This window comes from Novosphingobium sp. BF6 (assembly GCF_058273105.1).
In genome coordinates this window covers 1669399-1689554 of the sequence record NZ_CM177776.1, presented here as the reverse complement: position 1 = coordinate 1689554, position 20156 = coordinate 1669399, and the positions used below count along the sequence as shown (strand labels likewise).

Genomic DNA, 20156 nt, shown 5'->3' with positions numbered 1-20156 from the left:
TTTCGTTTCGGAATGTTTCCATCAGGTTCTTTGTTCAATAGATGTCGCGACGGTATAGACCCGTTTCGGCCATGTCCTCCAGCCGCTCGTCCCCAAGCGCCGCTCGCAGCGCCGCATCGACGGCGGGCGCCATGCCCTGGAGGCTGCCGCAGACCAGGATTGCGGCGCCGTTCTCAACCCAATCGCGCAGGTCCGCCTCGGCTTCGGCCAGCAGGTGCTGGACGTAGCGGCCGCAATCGGCATCGCGCGACCAGGCTCGATCAAGGCGGGTGAGGGTGCCGCTGGCCAGCCATCCATCGATCTCGTCGGCAAGCAGGGCGTCGTGGGCGCGGCTGCGCTCGCCGAACAATAGCCAGTGGCCGCCGCGTCCGGCCCGTTCGGCTGCGCGCAAGTGGCCGCGAAGACCGGCGAGGCCTGTGCCGTTGCCGATCAGGATGAGCCGCTCGGCCTCGGCGGGGGCATGGAAGCCCTCGTTCGGATGCAGGCGCAGCGCGACTTCGCTGCCGAGCGGCGCCAAGTCCGTCAGCCAGCCTGAGCCGAGGCCCAGCGTACCGTCGGTTCGCGAGACCTGTCGGATCAGCAGGTCGAGGCGGCCGTCGGCGGGGATCGAGGCGATCGAGTATTCGCGGTGCGGCAGCGGGCGCAGTGCCCCGAGCAGTTCTGCGCCGCTCGCGACCGGATGATCCGGGACGAGCGATAGCGCAAGGTGTTCGGCAATCGGCCGACCTTCGATCCTCTCGGCGCCGTTCAATCCACTATGGGCGAGATAGGCGGCGACGCGCGCCGGATCGTTGGCGCCGGGCAGGACTTCGGCGATATCGCCGGCCTGCCAGTCGCGGGCGCTGTCTTCGCAAGGCTCCAGGCTGACCAGGAAGGCCGGTCCCCCGGCGCTGCCCGGATTGAGCAGGCGGCGTTCGGCAAGGCGCCAGCGCTCATAGGCGGCAGGCTCCCAGTCAGGCAGGTCCGGCTCGGCACCGAGGGCGGCAAGCTGCTGCTGCCATTGGCGCTGGGCGTCGCCGTCGTCGCCGTCGACCTCGATCATGTCGAACAGGCGGCGGGCGCCACCGGCGTGGAGCCAGTGATCGACCGAATGGCCGAACGCGCAGAATTCGGGATACTCGCGATCACCAAGCGCGAGCACCGCATATTCGAGATGATCCGCGCCGGGCGGCGTCGCCATGACCTGCCGCGCGAAACGACGGGCCGGGTCCGGCGGCTCGCCTTCGCCGTACGTGCTGACCACGAAGAGCGCGCGGTCGACTTCGGACAGCACGCCGTCGTCGACGGCCGAGAGCGGCATGACCTTTGCGCCGCCGAGCGCGGCCGCGGTCTGGCGGGCGAGGCGTTCGGCACCGCCGGTCTGGCTGGCGAAGGCCACGAGCAGGTCGCCGGTCGCCGCACTTTCCTTTGAGGTGCCTGCCTGTGCTTCGACCGCGGCGAGGGCGCGCTTGCGCTTGCGGCGGGCGAGATAGAGCAGCAGGCCGGTGACAGCGAACAACGGCATCGTCAGGCTGGACAGCAGCAGCAGGATGCGCCCGCCGATGCCGAAGAAGGCGCCGCGATGCAGTTCGTACATGCTGGTGGTGATGACCTTGCCGATCTTGCGGTTGGCATAGCGGTCGGCCTTGAGCAGCTTGCCGCTGGCGAGATCGACCTTGAGATCGTCCACCATGCGATCGTGACGGGCATTTGTCAGCATGACGCGGAAGCCGGCGGGTTCATGACCTTCGGGCAGGGTGACGGAAATCGACTTGTAGCTGCCGCCCATGGCGGCAATCACTGTCGGCCAGGCGCGGGCGAGGCTGGGCGTTCCGGTGGTCGGGGCTTCATGCTCGCCCTTCTTGCCACCGCCATGGCCGCTTTCCTCACGACTAGTCTTGCCGGTAAGGCTATAGAGCACACCCTGCCGATACCAGTCGTAGGACCACCAGAGGCCGGTCAGCGCGCTCAGCAGGTAGACCAGCGCCACCCAGCCGCCGATCACCACGTGGAGCGCGCGGTAAAGGTTCCGCCCGCTCTTGCGCAGGTCGAGGACCAGCCAGGAGCGCCAGTCGAAGGTGCGGCGCGGCCAGCGCAAATAGAGGCCCGAGATCGCGAAGAATACCAGCGCGATCGCGGAAAATCCGGTGATCTGGCGCCCCACGCCGTTCGGTCCGCCGGGCAGGGCGAGCCAGCGATGGAGATCCTCGACTGTCCGGAAGAATCCTGCGCCGTTCGCCTGGCCGAGTAGCATGCCGCTGCGGGGATCGACATAGCTGCGTTCGCCGCGCCGTTCGCCTTCGCGGGCGGCGAACGAGACGGTCCATGCTGCCTGAGGGTCGTGTTCGACGCTCAGGCGCTCCACCGGCAATCCGGGACGCTGGGCGGAAGCACGCGCGATCACTTCATCGGGCGAGAGCGGCGAGCCTGTTCCCGGCGGGAGCGTCACCACGCCCGGGCTAAGGGCGCGCATGATCTCGTTCTCGAAACTCAGCGTCGCACCGGTCACGCCCATGACGGCGAGGACGAAGCCTGCCGTAATGCCGAGGAACCAGTGAATATGAAATAGGACTTGCCGCGTCACCTGTCGCTTCCCGAATTCCGATGGCACCGCCGTAAGGCGCGGGCCATCGACAGCACGCTTGCGCGTACCCTCATGACGGTTCGGCTAATGAGATCAAGTTGCAATAGCAACAAAAACCGTTCTTCGTAGGTCCGGGAAGGGCGTTCAAGCCTTCTTCCGTGTCTTCGCAGCCGATTGCCCCGCCGGGGATGATTTTGGGCGGGACAATTAGCTATATCATGCGGTTAGCTGGAACTTCTCAGGCTATGGCCAGCTGATCGATGTGATGTCCGGCAAGCTCGATGACATCGGCGGCAAGCCGGTCGACCTGCTTCGTATCGGCATCCCAGGCGAACATGAAGCGCGCTCCGCCGCCGATGAAAGTATAGAACCGCCAACCGCGCGCACGCAGTCCGTCCAGCACCGGCTCCGGCGCGGCGAGAAACACCGCGTTGGCCTCTACCGGGAAGATAAGGTTCAGCCCCTCAATGCTCGACACTGCATCGGCAAGACGCCGGGCGCAGCCGTTGGCGTGACGGGCATTGTTCAGCCAGGCGCCGCTCTCAAGGACTCCGATCCACGGCGCGGAAAGGAAGCGCATCTTCGACGCGAGCTGGCCCGCCTGCTTGCAGCGATAGGAAAAGTCCTCGGAAAGCGCGCGGTCGAAAAAGATCACCGCCTCGCCCACGGCCATGCCGTTCTTGGTGCCGCCGAAACAGAGCACGTCCACGCCTGCCTGCCAGGTGATCTCGGCCGGCGTGCAATCGAGCGCTGCGCAGGCATGGGCGAAACGCGCGCCGTCCATGTGCAGCTTGAGGCCCAACTCGCGGCAGGTCGCCGAAATCGCCTCGATCTCGGCAATGCTGTAGACCTGTCCGGTCTCGGTGGGCTGGGTGATCGTGACGACGCGGGGCTTCGGGAAGTGGATGTCCGAACGGCCGACCGCCAGCGTGCGGATGGCTTCCGGAGTCAGCTTGCCGTCGGCACTTTGGGCGATGAGGAGCTTGGATCCGTTCGAGAAAAACTCCGGCGCGCCGCATTCGTCAGTCTCGACGTGGGCTGAGGAAGAGCAGATAACTGAATGATATGACTGGCAAAGTGCAGCAAGCGCCAGCGAGTTCGCAGCCGTGCCATTGAAGGCGAAGTAAACGTCGCAGTCGGTGGCGAATAGCGAGCGGAAGGCATCGGCGGCGCGCAGGGTCCATTCGTCCTCGCCATAGGCGGTCGCCGAACCCTGATTTGCAAGTTCCATCGCGGCCCAGGCTTCCGGACAGATCCCGGCATAGTTGTCGCTGGCGAATTGTTGGGTCGGCGCTATTTGTTGTGCTGACTGGGTGTTGGGCATGCGGTACTTCCTTCGAGGCTCGATGAAGCCGGAAGCGAACGACGGCGATGCAGCTGGAAGACCCGATTGTTGCCGGTCCGGCCACATCCCTTCGCATGTCTGCGAAGGTACCACCTTGCTCGGGAGCAGGTTGGTGCCGGGCGCGATCCCGACTCTTGATGCTGGGGCTGCTCTTAGGCCGTCTGCCCGGAATCGTCAATCGGGAGCATGCGATTGAGGAGCAGGGGGCATATCCTTTTGCCCCGCAGGATCAGCAGGAAGGCTGACTCGACGAAATTGCCGCAGCTTCGTAGGTTTTTCCGACGCTTCCGGCCGTCATGCCGGATGGCGCGAGGACAGAAGAACACATGGGGCGGACTTTCGATGCGACGGCATCCGGCCTGAGCCGGGCACGGAACGTACTGCTGATCACCGATCCCAACCGGCTGATCAGCTACGGACGGTTGGTTACGGCGGTCTTCGCGGTCATCGCCATCTATCTCGATCCCACCCAGCCGGTCCGCTACCGGACCGAAGCGCAGGACGTGCTGGCGGTTTACCTCGTCATGGCGATCCTGCTGGTGGCCTTGCCGGTTCGGCGACCGGTGGACAGCCTCGTCCATTTCGCCGTCCATGTGCTCGATACCGGGATCCTTGGCTGGCTCGCTTTCCTGACCAACGAACTGACCAGCCCGTTCTTCTCGTTCCTGCCGTTCACCCTGCTGGCGATGACGGTGCGCTGGGGCTTCATGGGCGCCATGGTCGGGGCGGTCATGCTGGAAGTGGTTCTGTTCACGATCGGCATTCCCGACATTCTCGACGGTGAGTCCGAACTGAACGTCCTCATCATCCGCACCGTCTACTTCATCGTCTGCGCGGTCATGCTCGGCTACTTCGGCGCTTATCGCGAGAGCAGCCGCGAGCGCCTGACCCGGCTGGCGAGTTGGCCGATGGATGCCGGGGTCGGCGATCGGCGCGGCTGGCTGGCGGAACTCTGCGGCCATTCCGGCGCGGTGACCGGTTGCGAAAGCCTGATCCTGATCTGGCGCGAACAGGACGAGCCGACCGGGTTCATCGCCTATTGGCGCCGCGAAGGGCTGCGGCTGCTGCCGCTCGATCCCGCAACCTATCGCAGCGTCTTCGCCGAGGCGCGGCTCGACTTCATGGACCGCACCCGCGCCAGCCTGCTTGATTCCGAGGAGATGGCGGGGCTGAACCACGTGCTCGACGTCCTCGAACTGCCGCGGCCCCGCTCGCACGACTATGCCGTGCGTTCGGGCTTTTCCGGATTGCGCTTTCGCGGCGCGATGATCGTGGTCGATCCGGACGGACGGCCGGAAGACGCGCTGGCGCTCACGGAGATCATCGCTGCGCGCACGGGTTCCGAACTGGAACATGTCGAACTCGTCGCCCGGCGGGCCGACAGTGCGCGGGCGGAGGAACGCAGCCGTCTGGGCCAGGATCTTCACGACAGCGTCCTCCAGGACCTGACCGCGACGAGCCTGAAGCTGCGGACCCTCGCTGCCCGTGAACCCGAAATGGCGGTGGAACTCAAGGCTATCGAGGAACTGGTCACCGAACAGCAGCGGCGCATCCGCCGTTTCGTCGAGAAACAGCGCGACGTCGATGCCGACCAGCCGACCGACATGGTGGCAGACCTGCAAAGGCAGGCCGACCTGCTTCAGAAGACCTGGGGTGTCACCGTCGCTTTCGACTGGCATGGCCGCTCCACGCAATTGCCGCGCAATCTCGTGCAGGAAGTGATCGCGCTGTTCTCCGAGGCGACCGCCAATGCCGTGCGGCACGGCGCCGCTACCCGCGTCGCGCTGGAGGCCCGTCGGGTCGGCAGCGCGCTCGAACTCGGGGTGGCGGACAATGGGCGCGGGCTGGGCGCGGCCGCGAACGGTAGGGGTTCGGTCTCCCTGCGCAGCCGGGCGATGCAACTGGGCGGCTCGATCGCCGTGGATGACAGTGCAGACGGCCTGCGCGTCACCATGGTCATCCCGCTGGAGGCAGCGGCATGAGCCTTACCGAGCTTCACACCTGCCGCGTTCTCGTCGCCGACGATCATCCGCTGCTGCTGCGCGGACTGGCCGACCTGCTCCAGGCGACGGGCGAGATCGATCTGGTGGAAGCCACCGGCAGTGGCACGCGCGCGCTGGCAGTCATCCGCGAGAGGCAGCCGGACGTTGCCGTTCTCGATGTGTCGATGCCCGATCTGGGCGGGCTGGCCATCCTGCGGGCGATCCGCGAGGGCGGCTGGCCGGTGCGGGTGATCTTCCTTTCCGCGACGATGACCGGCAGGCAGATCGCCGAGGCCATCGGGCTGGGGGTCTGGGGGCTGCTGCTCAAGGACTATGCTGCGGATTCGCTGCTCGATTGCCTGCGGCAGGTCGTGACGGGCCGCAAGTGGCTGCCCGAGGACCTCGTGGCCAAGGGGAAGCGCGGAGGCGGCGTCGATATCGGCGGCGAGATCGCCGGTCTTACCCCGCGCGAGAAGGAGATCAGCGCGCTGGTCTGCCGCGGCTTCTCCAACAAGGCCATTGCCGGAATGGTGGGATCGACCGAGGGAACGGTGAGCATCCACCTCCACAACATCTACCGCAAGCTGGACATTTCGAGCCGCACCACCTTGGCTACTCTTTTCGTGAAGTACCAGTCCCAGATCAGCGACACTTTCTGAGATGACGGCGGAGCGCGCCTCTACCGGCGGTGGCAATCTGCGGTTCTGGCTGGGCGTCGTGGTGGGAACGGCTTTCCTCGCCTTGCTCTGGACTTCGGTGGACATGGCTGCGGTGGGCGCTTTGCTGATGCGGGCAAGCTGGCCCTCGCTGGTCCTGGCCCTTGCCGCTTATGCGCTGGACTTCCTGCTGCGGGCCTGGCGGTTTCGCCTGCTGCTCGACCCCGCTGGCCGCAAAGTGCCGTTCGGGCCGAGCGTCGCGCCTTTCGTGGCCAGCTTCGGGATCAGCGATATCCTGCCCTTCCGGCTCGGGGACGTGTTCCGGGTCTACTGGTTCCATCGCCGCTTCTCGCTGCCGATGGGGCATGTGCTGGGGGCCATGGTGGTCGAGCGGGTGCTCGATCTCGTCTCGATCCTGATGGTGGCGGGGCTGGCGCTTCTGCTGATCGATACTGCGCTACCTGCCGAGATCGTGGCGCAGTTTCGGCTCGTTCTTGTGGTAGCGGTGGCGGTAAGCCTCGCCGTACTGCTTTCGCCCGGAGCGATCGAGGCGATTGCGGGTTGGGGAGAGCGCAAGTTCCCGCTTGTCCCTGTCATGAAGCTGGCCGGTACGGCCCGGTCGGTGGCGGAAGCGGTGCGCGGCACCGGCGATCCGCGCCGCATTCTCGGCATGGTCCTGCTGTCCTTCGCGTTGTGGCTGCTGGAGAGCCTGGTCATGCTCGGCGCCTGGGTGAGCCTGGGCGGCGGCCTGCCGGAATGGCTGAAGCCGCTGGTGGCCTTTGCCTTCTCGACGCTGGGCACTTTGGTTCCGGCGCTTCCAGGGCATTTCGGCTCCTACGAGTTCTTCGGCATGCTGTCCTACCGGGCGGTCGGGGTCGAAGCCGAACAGGGGGCGGCAACCATCCTGCTGGCGCATTTGCTGCTCTGGCTGCCGACGGCGCTGTTCGCGCTGGGTTGGCTGGTTTCCGTGCGGCGGCAATCGCCGCTCACGATGCTGAGGGCGCACTAACCGTCTGATTTCACCAACGTATTGTCGCGCGATTTCCTCTGGGCGCTTGCCTGGACCGGTTCGTCGATGCAGAGGCGCCGCCCCGTTCCATCGTCGCCGGTGGATATGCTTCATGATGAGGTTTTTACGATGCCGACCACCCGATCCTTCGCCCTCCACGCCTTTACCAGCGTTGCCGCCTTGGCCGGTCTGACGGTGCAGGCGGATGCGGCGACATCGGCGCTGGCGAGGCCCGATCCGGCACAGGTCCAGGGCGTGGACAGGGCGCTGGCCTCGGCTCCGCCTGCCTTGAAGTCCGACGTGGCGGCAGCCTTGCCGACCCTGCGGCCCTATATGGTCACGCTCATGTGCGTGCAGGACGACCGCGCCACCCAGGGGTTGGTGGCAAAGTTCGTCGGCTCGCGCGGCACGGCCATGTTCAACGGCTGGGCCGGTGCCAATTCCCCCGGCAAGCGCATCCGCAGCCATGACATGGTGGGCTGCCTCTCCGTCACCCGCATCCAGAACTGGAAGCGCGTCGCGGCGAACGAGTTCAGGTTCGATATCCTGTTCACCGCCGATGACAGCGGCGAGAGCTATCTCTGGAACACGGTGGTCCACAAGGAACCGGACGGCACCTGGCTGATTGCTTAATGGAAACGGCGGGTCAGGGCCTCGGTCGCATTGCGGTGGGCCACGGCCATGACCGTGCCTTGCGGATTGACCGAGGTCGGCCCGCAGAGCAGCGAGGCGTCGTTGATGTAGAGTCCGTCTGCGCCGTGAACTTTGCCGAAGGAATTGGCAGCGGTACGGCGGCGGTCCTCGCCCATCGGGCAGGACGAGAAGACATGGACCGAGGTCATGTTGCCGTCGCTCGCCTGTAGCACGTCCGGCAGGCGGGCGAGGTCGCCTGGCGAGTGCAGGTCGGGATAACCCGCGAGGCAGGGGTAGATCCGCTGCGCTCCGGCGGCGAACAGCGCCTCGCAGAGCCGCCGCAGCCCTTCGCCCAGCACCGAGAGGTCGCCTTGCGAGAAGCGCACGCGCACGATCGGGTCCTCGAAGCCGGGCAGATTGCGCACGCTGGCCTCGCCGCCGCCGGACTGGACGTAGTAGATGCCCATGCGCCGCCAGCGCTCCGCCACCAGCTGCCAGTGGTCGGGACGGCCTGAGAGGGCCACGCCGAGCATCGCCGGAGTGCTGATCGAGCAGCCCATGCCGAAACGCGGCTCGAATTCCTTGACCTGATGCACCGGGTCGAAGTCGTCCGGGCGGTTCACGTCGCGGTCGAATTCGGCGACGACCTTGACCATCGGATGGAAGCGCAGGCTGTCGCCGACATTGTGCGAAATGCCGGAACGGCGCAGAAGCGCCGGAGTCTGCACCGCGCCGCAGGCGATGAACACGGTCCGGGCGCGGAACGTGACCGGGCGCTGTTTGCCGTCCTCGCCGCGGCGGCTGCCCTGGGCGATCCAGTGGCCGTTCATCCGGCGCAGGCGGGCGATGCGCGTCCGGGGCAGGAGCACACCGCCCGCCGCGACGAAGCGCTGGACGAACGTGGCGGACATCGATTGTTTCACGCCGCTGTGGTGGTCGTGGTCGTAGCGGTAGAGGCGCGGCGCCTCGATCGCCAGCCAGCCTTGCGCCTGTGCGCCCTGCTGGAGCCGCCGAGACATGTCGGAGGCGGCGGTGCCGGCATATTCCACGCGGGCGATCGCCTCGCAGGCTTCGAAATGCGGGGTCATCCCGGCAAGGTCGAGGTCGTGGACCGCGAAGCGGCGGCGCCAGTCGTCGAAGACATAGCCCGGCGTGCGGTGGTAGAGGCCGCGATTGACCTCGCTGCCGCCGCCGACGCAGCGCCCCTCCACCCAGGCCAGCTTGTGCCGCCCGAGCGCGACGCCGACCCCGGCATTGCGATACTTGAGCAGCATCTCCTCGCGCGAGAAATGCGGCGCGGCTTCGAGGGCAAGGTGATCGCCTTCCTCCACCATGACGACATGCCGTCCGGCCTCGGCGAACAGGGTGCCGCTGACGGCACCGCCGGGGCCGGAGCCGATCACCAGGGTCTCGGTCTCGATCTCGCTCGGGCCGTTCATGCGGCGATCCTGGCGGCGGGTGCGCGGTCCTGCGCGCGCGGCAGCGAATAGAGACCGTAGCAGGCGAACGTCGTGTAGAACGCGATCATCGAGCGGCGGAAACCGATGCGGGACCGGCGCCAGGCCTCGACGTGGGCCTGCCGTTCTGCCGGTGCGAGGTGGGAGAAGCGATGCCCATGGACCGGCAGCGGGGCGATCTCGAACATCATGGCCAGCATGCGGAAGCCGATGCGGAAGTAATCGGGCATTCCCGCCAGGGTGGAGCGGACATAGTCGGCGACCACGCCGCGCTCGGAGGCGGTGAGACCGGGGCGGGATTCGTCGACCAGCACGTCCACCAGCGCGGCGACGGTATCGGGCTTAGACATGGCGGGCCTCCGCGAAAATGGGGGCGAACGGGGGGTCGTCGAAGCGCCGGAACATTGTGTCTCCACTGGTGTGGCTGCTGCGGATCAGCGCCGGGACGCCGATGGCGGCGGCCCCTGCGGCGTCGCGGTCGGCCCGGTCGCCGATGACCAGGGTTTGCTCCGCAGTCACGCCCGCCTCCTCCAGCAGGGCCAGCAGGCCGGTCGGATCGGGCTTGAGGCGGCCGACGCCGTGGTCGCCGGACCAGATGACGTGATCCGCCTTGAGGCCCAGCGCGGCGAGCTTGGCGTTGACCGGATAGTCCGACCACACCGCGATCCGCCGCCCCGTCGCCCGCAGCGCCGAGAACAGGCTGTCGATTCCGCGCGCCTTGTAGCGGGGGAGGTGGGCGAGCGGGCGGCGCTCGATCCATTCCTCCACCAGTGCCCGCACTTCGCCTTCCGAGCAGCCGCAACGCCGGGCGGTGAGGCGGAACTGCTCGTTGGTGAAATCGTCGCCCTGGACCTGGCCCAGCAGCTCGCGGATCTGGCGATAGGCACGCAAGGTCTCGATCGTGCGCAGACTGCGGCGCAGCAGGCTGTGCTTGACCAGTTCCAGCGCCATCGCGCGGCGGAGCGGGGGCTGGTCGTAGAGCGTGCCGTCGAGGTCGAAGACCACGAGCCGCACTTTGCTCCAGGCCACCTCTGTCACGATCTCCACTCCCTTACTTGCCGTGGCCGGGCAGCATGTCCACCGGGGTGAAGCTGCGGTTGGTGAGGCTGGTGAGGCTGGGCACGTCGATGAAGGAGAGCGCGAGCAGCACGCCCACGGTTATCGCCAGCGTGGTCATCAGGCGGCGCGAGCGGAACATGCGCTCCGGCCGCTGGGCGATGGAGTCGCGCAGCATGGAGAGCCAGAGGTAGCAACCGAACAGACCGGCAATGAACGGGAAGGCGAGGATGTACTCGACGCGGTACTTGATGAGGAACACGCCGAGGAAGAAGGACGAGAGCATGGCATAGACCAGGCAGCTCACCACCAGGCTTTCCGCCGTGTAGCCAGCAAAGGACTTGCGATAGCGGGTCAATGTCTCGAGCCCGACCAGCGCGGTGATGTCGCGGTATTCGGAGAGGCGCTTGGAACCCATCAGGAAGGCGCCGCCCGCCCAGTAGGCGAGCAGGAGGCTGGCGGGCGGCATGCTGGCCGGGTCCATCATCAGCCAGCCCAGGGTCAGGCGGATCGGATTGTTCACCGATTCCGAGATCACGTCCAGGAACGGCCGGTCCTTCGAGCGCAGCGGACGCACGTTGTAGAGCAGGCCCGAGGCGAGGAACACGACCGAGACGGTGAAGAAGGCGCTGCCCAGGGTCGCCGCCAGCGCCAGTCCGAACACTGCGAAGATCGCGTATTGCAGGTAGACCAGTGCCGGGGAGAGTTGCAGCGAGACCGCTGTGCGGTGGTGCTTGCTGGGGTGGTGGGCGTCGAACTCGCGGTCCAGCCATTCGTTGATGATGTAGTTGGCCGAGGCGATCGCGATGGCCACCACGAAGCCGATGACGATCCGTGGCGGCGCGTCCAGCAGCGAGGGTTCGCGCAGGGCATAGGCCAGGATCAGGCCGGGGATCACGAAAACATGCTTGGTCGCGTGATCGAAGCGGGCGAGGCTCAGGTAGTCCCGCAGGCGTGCGGTCTTACGGTCGAGCGTGGCGGCCTTGATCTTGGAACCCGTCATTTCAGTGGACATTTCCGGTTGCTCCTGACGCGGAGGGGTTGGACTGGGGGCGTTCACGGATGGGCCGTGGCGGTGACGCGATAGATGCGGCCGTCGGCGAACAGGCCTGCGGGTTCGAGCGCGAGGTCGCGCTTCAGCCGCGCTTCGCTGGCGAGGTAGAAGCGCCAGTCGATGCGATCGAGGCAGATCACGTAGACCGGAAGACCTGCGTTGGCCTGGGCCTGCATGAAGGCGATCTGGGCTTCGGGCGGATTGGCCGGGTCGGGGCGGTTGGTCCGCAGCAGTCGTTCCTGCGGCACGATCTGGGCAGGGCGATCCGCCAGCAGGGCAACGACGTCGGCGCCGTTCGAGTACAGGACCGCGTTGCCCGGCAGTGCTTTCACCGCCGCCATCGTGGGCGAGGCGCGCCAGTCGCGGCTCAGGAAGCCGTTCCCTTCGCGGTAGTACTCGTGGGTGCGGACCGAGGTACGCACGGTATGTCCGGCCAGCACCAGCGCGGAGAGACCGGCAAGCGCGAACCACACCTTGCGAAGACCGCCGAGGCGCCGGTCGAGGCCGCTCGCCTGCGTTGCAACCAGCATCACCAGCACGACATAGGCCGGAAATCCATAGCGTCCGACGAACTGGAGGTTCGCTTCGAGGGCGGTGGAAAGCCAGACGAAGGCGAGATAGCCCACGAAGAACAGGCCCAACGTCAATGAGAAGGCAATCCGCAGTTCGCAGGAAATGTCGAGGCGGGACCGGCGCCAGGCGGCGAACTGGCGGGTGAACTGCCAGCCTGCGAAGCCGAGCACGGCCACCAGCAGCAGCACGCGCAGGGCAAGCGGAACGGCATCAGGCAGCAGCCAGGCGGCGGTGGTTTCCAGATTGGCCCACCACTGCGCCGGACCCATGTTGCCGTAGAACTTCAGCTCACGCCCGATCGAATGGCCGACCGTCAGGGTGCTGGCCACGACCCAACCGAAGAACAGCGCGCCGCCGGGGATCGCCATCAGCGCGCTGTCGGTCAGGCGGCGGGAGATGGGCAGGCGCGGGTCGGTCAGGATCACCAGCACGAGGGCGGCGCCGAGCGGTGGGGCGGTGAAGCGTGTGAGGGTGGCCATGCCCAGCATAAGCGAGGCGATGGCAAGGTCGCGCCGTGTGCCGCGTTCGAAATAGTCGAGCGCAAACCACAAGGTCAGCAGTACGAAGGTGATGAACGGCGGCTCGGAGATTACGGCCGCATGAAGAGAGACGAACTGCGGCGCCAGTGCGATCAGGGCGGTGCCTATCGCGGCATAGCGCCAGTCACCGGTGATCCGCCGGACCAGTGCGAAGACCAATAGGACGTTGGCTGTCAGAGTTACGACGCCCCAGGCCACGGCCGCTGTCAGCAGCGGCACGCCCAGGGCATGGGGCAGCACCAGCATCCAGTGATAGACCGGCGCGTCATAGGGGATCGGGCTGATCCCCATGTAGCGGGTGCTGTCCGGCGAGACGATCATGCCCTGATGGATGTTCAGCCGGAACAGCACCAGCGACAGCACCAGCAGGGCAGCGCAGGCGATCCATCCACTGGATGCGCTGCCTAGGCTCTGCCGGTCGGCGAAGGGGTTGCGGGCGGTGGGGGTGAGCCTTTCGGCGGGAGTAGCCATGGCGTCAGCCCAGCACGCGCTTGATGTTCTTGACGACGAAGCGCACCGTCGCATCGGCCACGCCCCGTCCCAGCACGTCATCGAGCGCTTCGATCAGTCGGTCGATCTGCGCTTCGGAAACGATGTAGGGCGGCATCAGGTGCAGCAGGTCCCGCGCGCCGGGCTGGAAGTGAACGAGGATGCCATGGCGCTCGTAAAGCTCGCGGGCCATCGCGCCGATCAGTACCGTTTCGTACGTCACGAAAAGCGAGGTCTTGCGAATATCTATAGCTTTTTCAGCTAATTGCTGGCCAAAGTTAAGCTCGATTGCCTGGAAGCAACCCTTGCCGCGCAGCGAGACGATCTTGCGTGGATATTTCTCGCGTAGTTTCTCAAGTCTCTCCTGCAAGTAACTGCCGATCGATCCTGCGCGTTCGATCAGCTGCTCGTCTTCGAGTACGTTGAGCGTTTCGATACCCACGGCGCAGCTCTCGCCCATGCCGCTGAAGCTGGAGCTGTGGAGGTTGCAGTCGTTCTTGTTGCCGTAAGCCTTGTCGAAAAGGGCCTGCGAGGTGACCATCGCGCCCAGTTCGCGCTTGCCGCCACCCAGCGTCTTGGCGAGAGTGACGACATCGGGGACCACCTCCTCGTGCATGAAGGCGCAGAACTTGCCGGTGCGGCCCATGCCGACCTTCACTTCGTCGAAGATGGTCAGGATGTCGTTCTCGCGGCAGAGCTTCGCGAACGCGGTGAGGAAGCCGGGATCGGGGACATGGCAGGAGGTGCCGCGGATCGTCTCGACGATGCCCGCGATGATGCGGTTGCCCTTTTCGAACTGCTCGCGGGCGATAACCTCGCGGACCGAGGCGATGTCGCCATAGGTCGCGAAGACCACGTTCTCCTTGGGCACGCCCATGATGAAGCCGCTCTGCACGTCGGTGGCGGTGGTGAGGGAGAGCGGGCCGTGGGTCTTGCCGTGGAAGGCGCCCTTGAAGCAGAGGAACTTGGTCTTGCCCTTGGGCGTCTGCACCCGCTCGCAGATTTTCATCGCCGCTTCGTTGGCCTCGGTTCCCGAGACTGCCAGGAACGAGACGTCGAGCGGCTCGGGCAGGAAGCGCGAGATGTTGTAGGCCAGCGCGCCCTGCAGCTTGTGCGGGGCGATCTTGATGCAGTCCAGCACCTTGCGATCGTGGCAGAGCCGCTCGGCGGCGATGATCCTCGGGTGGTTGTGGCCGAGGCCGAGCACCCCGAAGCCGCCTGAGTAATCGAGGACCTTGCGGCCGTCCCGCAAGGTGATCTCCGCGCCCTGGGCGCTCTCGATATCCATGTGCGCGAGGCCGAGGATGTCGAAGACCTGGAGCATGTACTTGTTGAGGTGGGCGGCATAGAGGCCCATCGCGGTTTCGTTGTCGAGCGCGAGGCTCTGCTCCAGCGTCAGCAGTCCATGGTTCTGCCGACCTTCGCGGCTCGGTGCTTCGATCTTCGCAAGTGCCGTCACGCTCGTTCCCTTCTTCAAGCGGAATGGAAGGAAGGTACCGCGCGGCGCGGGGAGAATGTATCTACAGGACCATATAATACCGAATGCCCGGCGAGGCCCGGAGCCTTAGCCCGAGGGGATTCCCGGCCTACTCCTGCTGGGTAGGTCGAATGCCCGGCAGTATGGACAAAAGGGGATCGGGAATGACGATCATCGTCGGTCTGGGTCTGCGGTTTGTCGATTTTGCGACAAGTTTTGCCTCGCAAGCTGCCACGGAACTCCGTATTGGCGAAATCCGGCCCGCAACGGGCTTGATGGACGGGAATTGCAGGCGAAGCCGAAGACATGGCCTTGACGTTGGATAACCTGAACAGCCTGCCGGAAGGCGGGCCGGGTCAGGACGACCTTTCCCTCCAGTCCCAGAACCCGCTTCCTCCCTCCGAAGGCCAGCCCGGCAAAGGCGCGCCTCGCAAAGGCCGGTCGCACTGGTGGTGGTTCTCGCGCGGGCTGGCGGGCCTGCTCATGCTGTTCTTCCTGACGATCGGCTGGCTCGTCGTCACGGCGCCGCTGTCGAAGTCGCTGCAACCGATCTCGCCGCCGCAGATCACCCTCCTCGCGGCGGACGGCACGCCGATCGCCCGCAATGGCGCCATCGTCGATGCTCCGGTCGAAGTGAAGAACCTGCCGATCCACGTCGGCCAGGCCTTCATTGCGATCGAGGATCGCCGGTTCTACGACCACTGGGGCATCGACCCGCGCGGCATCGCCCGCGCGCTCTGGAGCAATGTCAGCGGCGGCAGCACCCAGGGCGGCAGCACGATCACCCAGCAGCTCGCCAAGTTCACGTTCCTCACTTCCGAGCGCAGCCTGACCCGCAAGGCGCGCGAAGTGCTCATCGCCTTCTGGCTGGAGGCCTGGCTGAGCAAGGACCAGATCCTCGAACGCTACCTCTCGAACGCCTACTTCGGCGACAATACCTATGGGTTGCGCGCCGCCTCGATGCACTATTTCCACCGCAGGCCGGAGAACCTCTCGCCCGCGCAGTCGGCCATGCTGGCCGGACTGATGAAGGCGCCCTCGCGGCTGGCGCCGACCAACAATTACGACCTCGCCGAGAAGCGCATGAAGCTCGTGCTCCAGGCCATGGTCGAGGCGGGCTACATGACCCCGGAGCAGGCTCGCGCTACCCGCGCGCCGCGCCTCGACGTGCGCTCGCAGAACGACTTGCCGACCGGGACCTATTTCGCCGACTGGGCCTTGCCGCAGGCGCGCGGGCTGGATGAGGCCAGCTACGCCGCGCAGACCTACAAGACCACGCTCGATTCCCGCCTTCAGGCCGCCGCCCGACGCGCGATCGAGGCGGCGCCGCTCGGCAAGGCGCAAGTCGCGCTGGTGGCGATGCGGCCCAACGGCGAGGTCGTGGCGATGGTCGGCGGACGCGACTATGCCAAGTCCCCGTTCAACCGCGTGACCCAGGCCCAGCGCCAGCCCGGCTCGACCTTCAAGCTCTTCGTCTATCTGGCGGCGCTCAACGACGGCTGGAAACCGACCGACACCATCGAGAACACGCCGTTCGAGATTGGCTACTACCGTCCTCAGAACGCGGGCGGCTCCTATTCGCAGACGATCACGCTGGCCGACGCCTTTGCCCATTCCAGCAATGTTGCCGCCGTGCGCCTGTTCCAGAAAGTGGGCGACAAGGCGGTGATCGACATGGCCCGTAAGCTCGGCGTCACCGCGCCGCTGCCGCAAGGCGATCCCAGCCTGGCGCTCGGCACGTCCAGCATGACGCTGATGCAACTGACCGCAGCCTATGCGGGCGTCGCGGGCAACCGCTTCCCGGTTGTGCCCAGCGCTTTCAAGGCCAAGGAAGAAGGCTGGTTCGACGGCCTGATTAGCGGTCGCAGCAGCCTTTCCGACGGCGTGCACGAGAACATGGAGACCCTGCTGCGCGGCGCCGTCAATCGCGGCACCGGGCGCGGCGCGCGGCTCCAGGCCGCCAATTACGGCAAGACCGGTACGAGCCAGGAAAACCGCGACGCGCTCTTCGTCGGCTATGCCAAGGACCTCGTGGTCGGCGTCTGGGTCGGCAATGACGACAACACGCCGCTCAAGGGCGTCTCGGGCGGGACCATCCCGGCGCGCATCTGGCGCGACTTCATGCAGCAGGCACTTGGCGAGCGCGCGGCGCCGCGTCCGCACGCGACCGAAAGTCCCGATCCGGAAGGCCCGGTCCAGCCCCTCGACGTGCCTGACATCGGCGATATTCCCTTGGGCGATGCCAATCTGCGGGTGGAACAGGGCAAGGCCGTGCTCTCGACCCAGATCAACGGCGCTCCGGTCGACGTGAAGCTCGACCAGAACGGGTTCCAGATCGACGGGCGGAAGGTGATCGAACAGCTCGTGCAGCCGGCACCGCGCCCCGCCGAAACGCCTTCGCCGCAGCCATGAACTTAGCTGCTGCCGAGGCGGGAGGGTTGGCGGTCTTCGTTCCGCCAGCAGAAGCGGCGGCTCGATCCTGACCAGTTCCGCACGAAAGTGCCGACCCGTTCCGCCCCGAGGGCACCGCCGAACAGGAACCCCTGGGCAATGTCGCAGTGCAATTCGCAGAGCCGGCCGAGTTGCACCTCGTTCTCGACTCCTTCCGCGACGGTGCGGATATCCATGCGCTGGGCGATGTCGATGATCCCGTGGACGATGGCAAAGTCCGCGCTGTTCGTGCTGCCGAGGCGCGAGACGAACGAGCGGTCGATCTTGAGCACGTCCACCGGATATTGCTGGAGATGGGTGAGCGAAGCGTAGCCCGTGCCGAAATCGTCGAGGGCGATGGTGACACCGGCTTTCGCGAGCGTGGCGAGGGCGCGCTCGGCGGTGGAGGCCATGTGGCCGAGAAACACGCTTTCCGTCACTTCGAGTTCGAGTTCGGAGGGCGACAGATCCAGCGCGTGGAGCCGTGTCAGGATGCGTTCCGCAAAGTCGTCGCGCCGGAAGTCCACCGGCGAACCGTTGATGGCGATGCGCCCGATCGCGTACCCTTTGTGCTTCCATTCGGCCATGTCGCGCAGCACCCGCTCCAGCATCCGGTCGGTAAGCTGGATCGAGAGGGCACTGTCTTCGAAGGCGGCGTGGATCGCACCGGGCGGTTGCAGGCCGCGCTCGCGGTGATGCCAGCGCAGCAGGGCCTCGAAGCCGACGATGGTGCCGGTGGAGAGGCAGATCTTCGGCTGGTAGAAAGGCAGGACGCGTTCCTCGCCCAGCGCGTCGCGGGCGTCGCGTAACATGCCGTTGCGCAAGTCCACGGCCTCGCGAAGCTCGGGATGGAAGCTCTCGACATCGCCCGAACTTTTCGCCTTGGCCGTGTAGAGCGCGAGGTCCGCGCTCTTGAGGACCGCTTCGCCGTCTTCGCCATCGTTCGGCCAAAGCGCGACACCGGCGCTGACCCCGGCTTCCACGACGCTCTCGTCGATCGTGATCGGCTGCGCCACATCATGGAGGACGGTCCGTACGAAAGCGGAGCAGTCGTCCTTGGTATCGAGGGTGGGCAGGATGAGCGCGAATTCGTCGCCGCCAAGGCGGGCCGCCATCGCCCCTCTCGGAAGCCGTGCCGACAGCCTTGCCGCCACGGCCTTGAGCACCATGTCGCCGGCACCATGACCCAGGCTGTCGTTGATCGACTTGAAGCCGTCGACATCGAAGACGACGACGCCGACTTTCGTATTTCGGGTCCGCGCGCGGCTCAGTTCCTTCTCGAGCTGCTGGTAGAAGCAGGCACGGTTGGGTAGGTCGGTCAAGGCATCGTGATAGGCCGCCCGGCGCAGTTCCGCCTCCGAGCGCCGGGCCTGGGTCACGTCCTGGAGCGCGCCGATCGAGCGCCGCGCTTTCCCGGCTTCGTCACGAAGCGCATAGCCGCTCGAAAGCAGGTGGACGTAGGACCCGTCGGCGGCGCGAAACCGGAATTCGTGCTGCCATTTGTCCGAATTCCCCGAAAGCACCTGGGTCGTCAACGCGTCCACGCCGGGCAGGTCGGCCGGATGAATGTGGTCGCGCCACCAGGCGACGGTCGTGCCTTGCGCCGCTTCGACATGGCCGTAGATAGTGTCGATCCCTCCGGCCCATTCGAGACGGTCGGTCTGGTGGGACCAATCCCAGATCAGGTCCCTGGTGGCGCGGGATGCCAGCCTGTACCGTTCCTCGCTGTCGCGCAGGGCGGTTTCGGCAGCGACCTGATCGTCGATATCCTCAAGGTTGCCGTACCACTTGATAATGCGCCCGGTTTCGTCCCGGCGCGGATAGGAGCGCGCCCTTACCCAGCGGTAGCTGCCGTCCACCTGGCGCAGGCGATAGCGGACATCGGCTACCGGATTGTCGGCGGCCTGGAGGGCCGTGTGCCAGGCATCCAGAACGCGCGGCAAGTCTTCGGGATGAACCGCCACGGTCCAGCCGGACCCCATGCCGTCCTCCACGGAAATGCCGGTCATGATCGTCCAGCGCGGACTGATCTCGCAGATCGAGCCGTCCGGTTCGCTGATCCAGGGAAGTTGCGGGTTGAGGTCCACGGAGCAGCGGTAATGCTCCTGGCTCTGTTCCAGCGCGTTCAGAAGTCCCTTCATCTCGGAGCGCGAGCGCAGCAGTTCGAACATGGCGGACCGGTTCGTCGCCAGCGTACGCAGGATGACGGCCGCTGCCAGCAGGAATGTCACGCCGGTCCCGGCAAGATACCAGTCCCCTGAGAGCAGGAGGCGTCCGGTCATGGGGGCCGCACCGAACAGCAGGACGAGACGGGCCGCGGAGGGCAGGGCCTGGAGGCAATAGCAGCACCCGATGGCTCCGACGAAGACATAGAGCGCGATCGATCCGGAGTGCTGGGGATCGGTCTCCTCCAGCAGGATCAGGCCCCAACTGCCAAACAGGAGACTGAGCGCTGCCGCTGCAACTTTGGTGCCGCGCAGATAGCGGCGAATTTCATCGATTCCGGCGTCGCGCTTGCGGCGCGACAGCCAGAGGATGGCACGGATCGTGGTTATGAAGACGAGGCTCAGCGGCATGACGATCCCGATAAGCGGGCGAACGTCGGGACTGGCGACGAGCACCAGAAACGCTGCATTGATCGTCATCAACAGGTACATGAGCGGGATCTGCTTCCGCAGGCTCAGGTATTGCTCGCGGATCAGCGCCAGAGAAGGGTCATGCAGTTCCTGGAGTTCGGGCAAAGTCTTCACATGAGAGCTTATAGAGAGCCAAGGGACTGTCACGTTCCGGTAGTGCGGTTAAGATTTGATGTGTCCGCGTCCGGGGCGAGCCGAAGGTTTTCAGGCCGACAACGCGCTGGAATGCCGCTCATTTCTCAGAAAACCGCACTATC

Annotated in this window: 14 protein-coding genes and 1 riboswitch; of the genes, 5 read left to right on the top strand and 9 right to left on the bottom strand. The window is 66.0% G+C overall.

Annotation, left to right across the window (positions count from 1 at the left end):
* Positions 1-34: 34 nt before the first annotated feature.
* Positions 35-2563 (bottom strand): PepSY domain-containing protein, encoded by a 2529-nt coding sequence (locus AC4D6D_RS22510; RefSeq protein WP_491327740.1) that lies wholly within the window; start codon positions 2561-2563, stop codon positions 35-37.
* A 238-nt stretch (positions 2564-2801) separates the two neighbouring features.
* Positions 2802-3887: a threonine aldolase family protein gene (locus AC4D6D_RS22505; RefSeq protein WP_491327739.1), complete on the bottom strand. Its 1086-nt coding sequence runs from the start codon at positions 3885-3887 to the stop codon at positions 2802-2804.
* A 56-nt stretch (positions 3888-3943) separates the two neighbouring features.
* Positions 3944-4054, bottom strand: a riboswitch (SAM-I-IV-variant riboswitch).
* Between the two features lie 180 nt (positions 4055-4234).
* Here AC4D6D_RS22505 and AC4D6D_RS22500 point away from each other — a divergent pair.
* From AC4D6D_RS22500 to AC4D6D_RS22485, 4 genes are all read left to right on the top strand, one after another.
* Positions 4235-5890 (top strand): sensor histidine kinase, encoded by a 1656-nt coding sequence (locus AC4D6D_RS22500; protein WP_491327738.1) that lies wholly within the window; start codon positions 4235-4237, stop codon positions 5888-5890.
* The gene (locus AC4D6D_RS22495) at positions 5887-6549 is read left to right on the top strand and encodes a response regulator (protein WP_491327737.1); all 663 of its coding nucleotides are present in this window, start codon (positions 5887-5889) and stop codon (positions 6547-6549) included. The genes AC4D6D_RS22500 and AC4D6D_RS22495 overlap by 4 nt, the downstream gene beginning before the upstream one ends.
* 1 nt (position 6550) lies before the next feature.
* Positions 6551-7555 carry a lysylphosphatidylglycerol synthase transmembrane domain-containing protein gene (locus AC4D6D_RS22490; protein ID WP_491327736.1) on the top strand — a complete coding sequence of 335 codons (1005 nt, stop codon included), beginning with the start codon at positions 6551-6553 and terminating at the stop codon, positions 7553-7555.
* 129 nt (positions 7556-7684) lie between these two features.
* On the top strand, positions 7685-8188 hold the full coding sequence (locus tag AC4D6D_RS22485; protein ID WP_491327735.1) for a hypothetical protein: 504 nt from the start codon (positions 7685-7687) through the stop codon (positions 8186-8188).
* Here the strand turns inward: AC4D6D_RS22485 and AC4D6D_RS22480 are convergent.
* From AC4D6D_RS22480 to AC4D6D_RS22455, 6 genes are read right to left on the bottom strand one after another with little or no spacing between them, the layout of a single operon-like run.
* Entirely contained in the window at positions 8185-9627 is a 1443-nt protein-coding gene (locus AC4D6D_RS22480; RefSeq protein WP_491327734.1) for a GMC family oxidoreductase N-terminal domain-containing protein, read from the bottom strand. The two genes, AC4D6D_RS22485 and AC4D6D_RS22480, sit on opposite strands and share 4 nt — an antisense overlap.
* Positions 9624-9995 (bottom strand): hypothetical protein, encoded by a 372-nt coding sequence (locus AC4D6D_RS22475; protein ID WP_491327733.1) that lies wholly within the window; start codon positions 9993-9995, stop codon positions 9624-9626. The genes AC4D6D_RS22480 and AC4D6D_RS22475 overlap by 4 nt, the downstream gene beginning before the upstream one ends.
* Positions 9988-10683 carry an HAD family hydrolase gene (locus AC4D6D_RS22470; RefSeq protein ID WP_491327732.1) on the bottom strand — a complete coding sequence of 232 codons (696 nt, stop codon included), beginning with the start codon at positions 10681-10683 and terminating at the stop codon, positions 9988-9990. The genes AC4D6D_RS22475 and AC4D6D_RS22470 overlap by 8 nt, the downstream gene beginning before the upstream one ends.
* 13 nt (positions 10684-10696) lie before the next feature.
* On the bottom strand, positions 10697-11716 hold the full coding sequence (locus AC4D6D_RS22465) for a UbiA family prenyltransferase (RefSeq protein ID WP_491327731.1): 1020 nt from the start codon (positions 11714-11716) through the stop codon (positions 10697-10699).
* 41 nt (positions 11717-11757) lie between these two features.
* Positions 11758-13338, bottom strand: a complete 1581-nt coding sequence (locus AC4D6D_RS22460) for a glycosyltransferase family 39 protein (RefSeq protein WP_491327730.1) — start codon at positions 13336-13338, stop codon at positions 11758-11760.
* A gap of 4 nt (positions 13339-13342) precedes the next feature.
* Complete coding sequence (locus AC4D6D_RS22455) at positions 13343-14815, bottom strand: aspartate aminotransferase family protein (protein WP_491327729.1); 1473 nt, start codon at positions 14813-14815, stop codon at positions 13343-13345.
* Positions 14816-15139: 324 nt separating this feature from the next.
* On the opposite strand from AC4D6D_RS22455, the gene AC4D6D_RS22450 reads away from it, so the two are divergent.
* Positions 15140-17245, top strand: a complete 2106-nt coding sequence (locus tag AC4D6D_RS22450; protein WP_491327728.1) for a transglycosylase domain-containing protein — start codon at positions 15140-15142, stop codon at positions 17243-17245.
* 2 nt (positions 17246-17247) lie between these two features.
* Here AC4D6D_RS22450 and AC4D6D_RS22445 read toward each other — a convergent pair whose 3' ends face one another.
* On the bottom strand, positions 17248-20013 hold the full coding sequence (locus tag AC4D6D_RS22445; protein ID WP_491327727.1) for a sensor domain-containing protein: 2766 nt from the start codon (positions 20011-20013) through the stop codon (positions 17248-17250).
* Between the last annotated feature and the right edge of the window lie 143 nt (positions 20014-20156).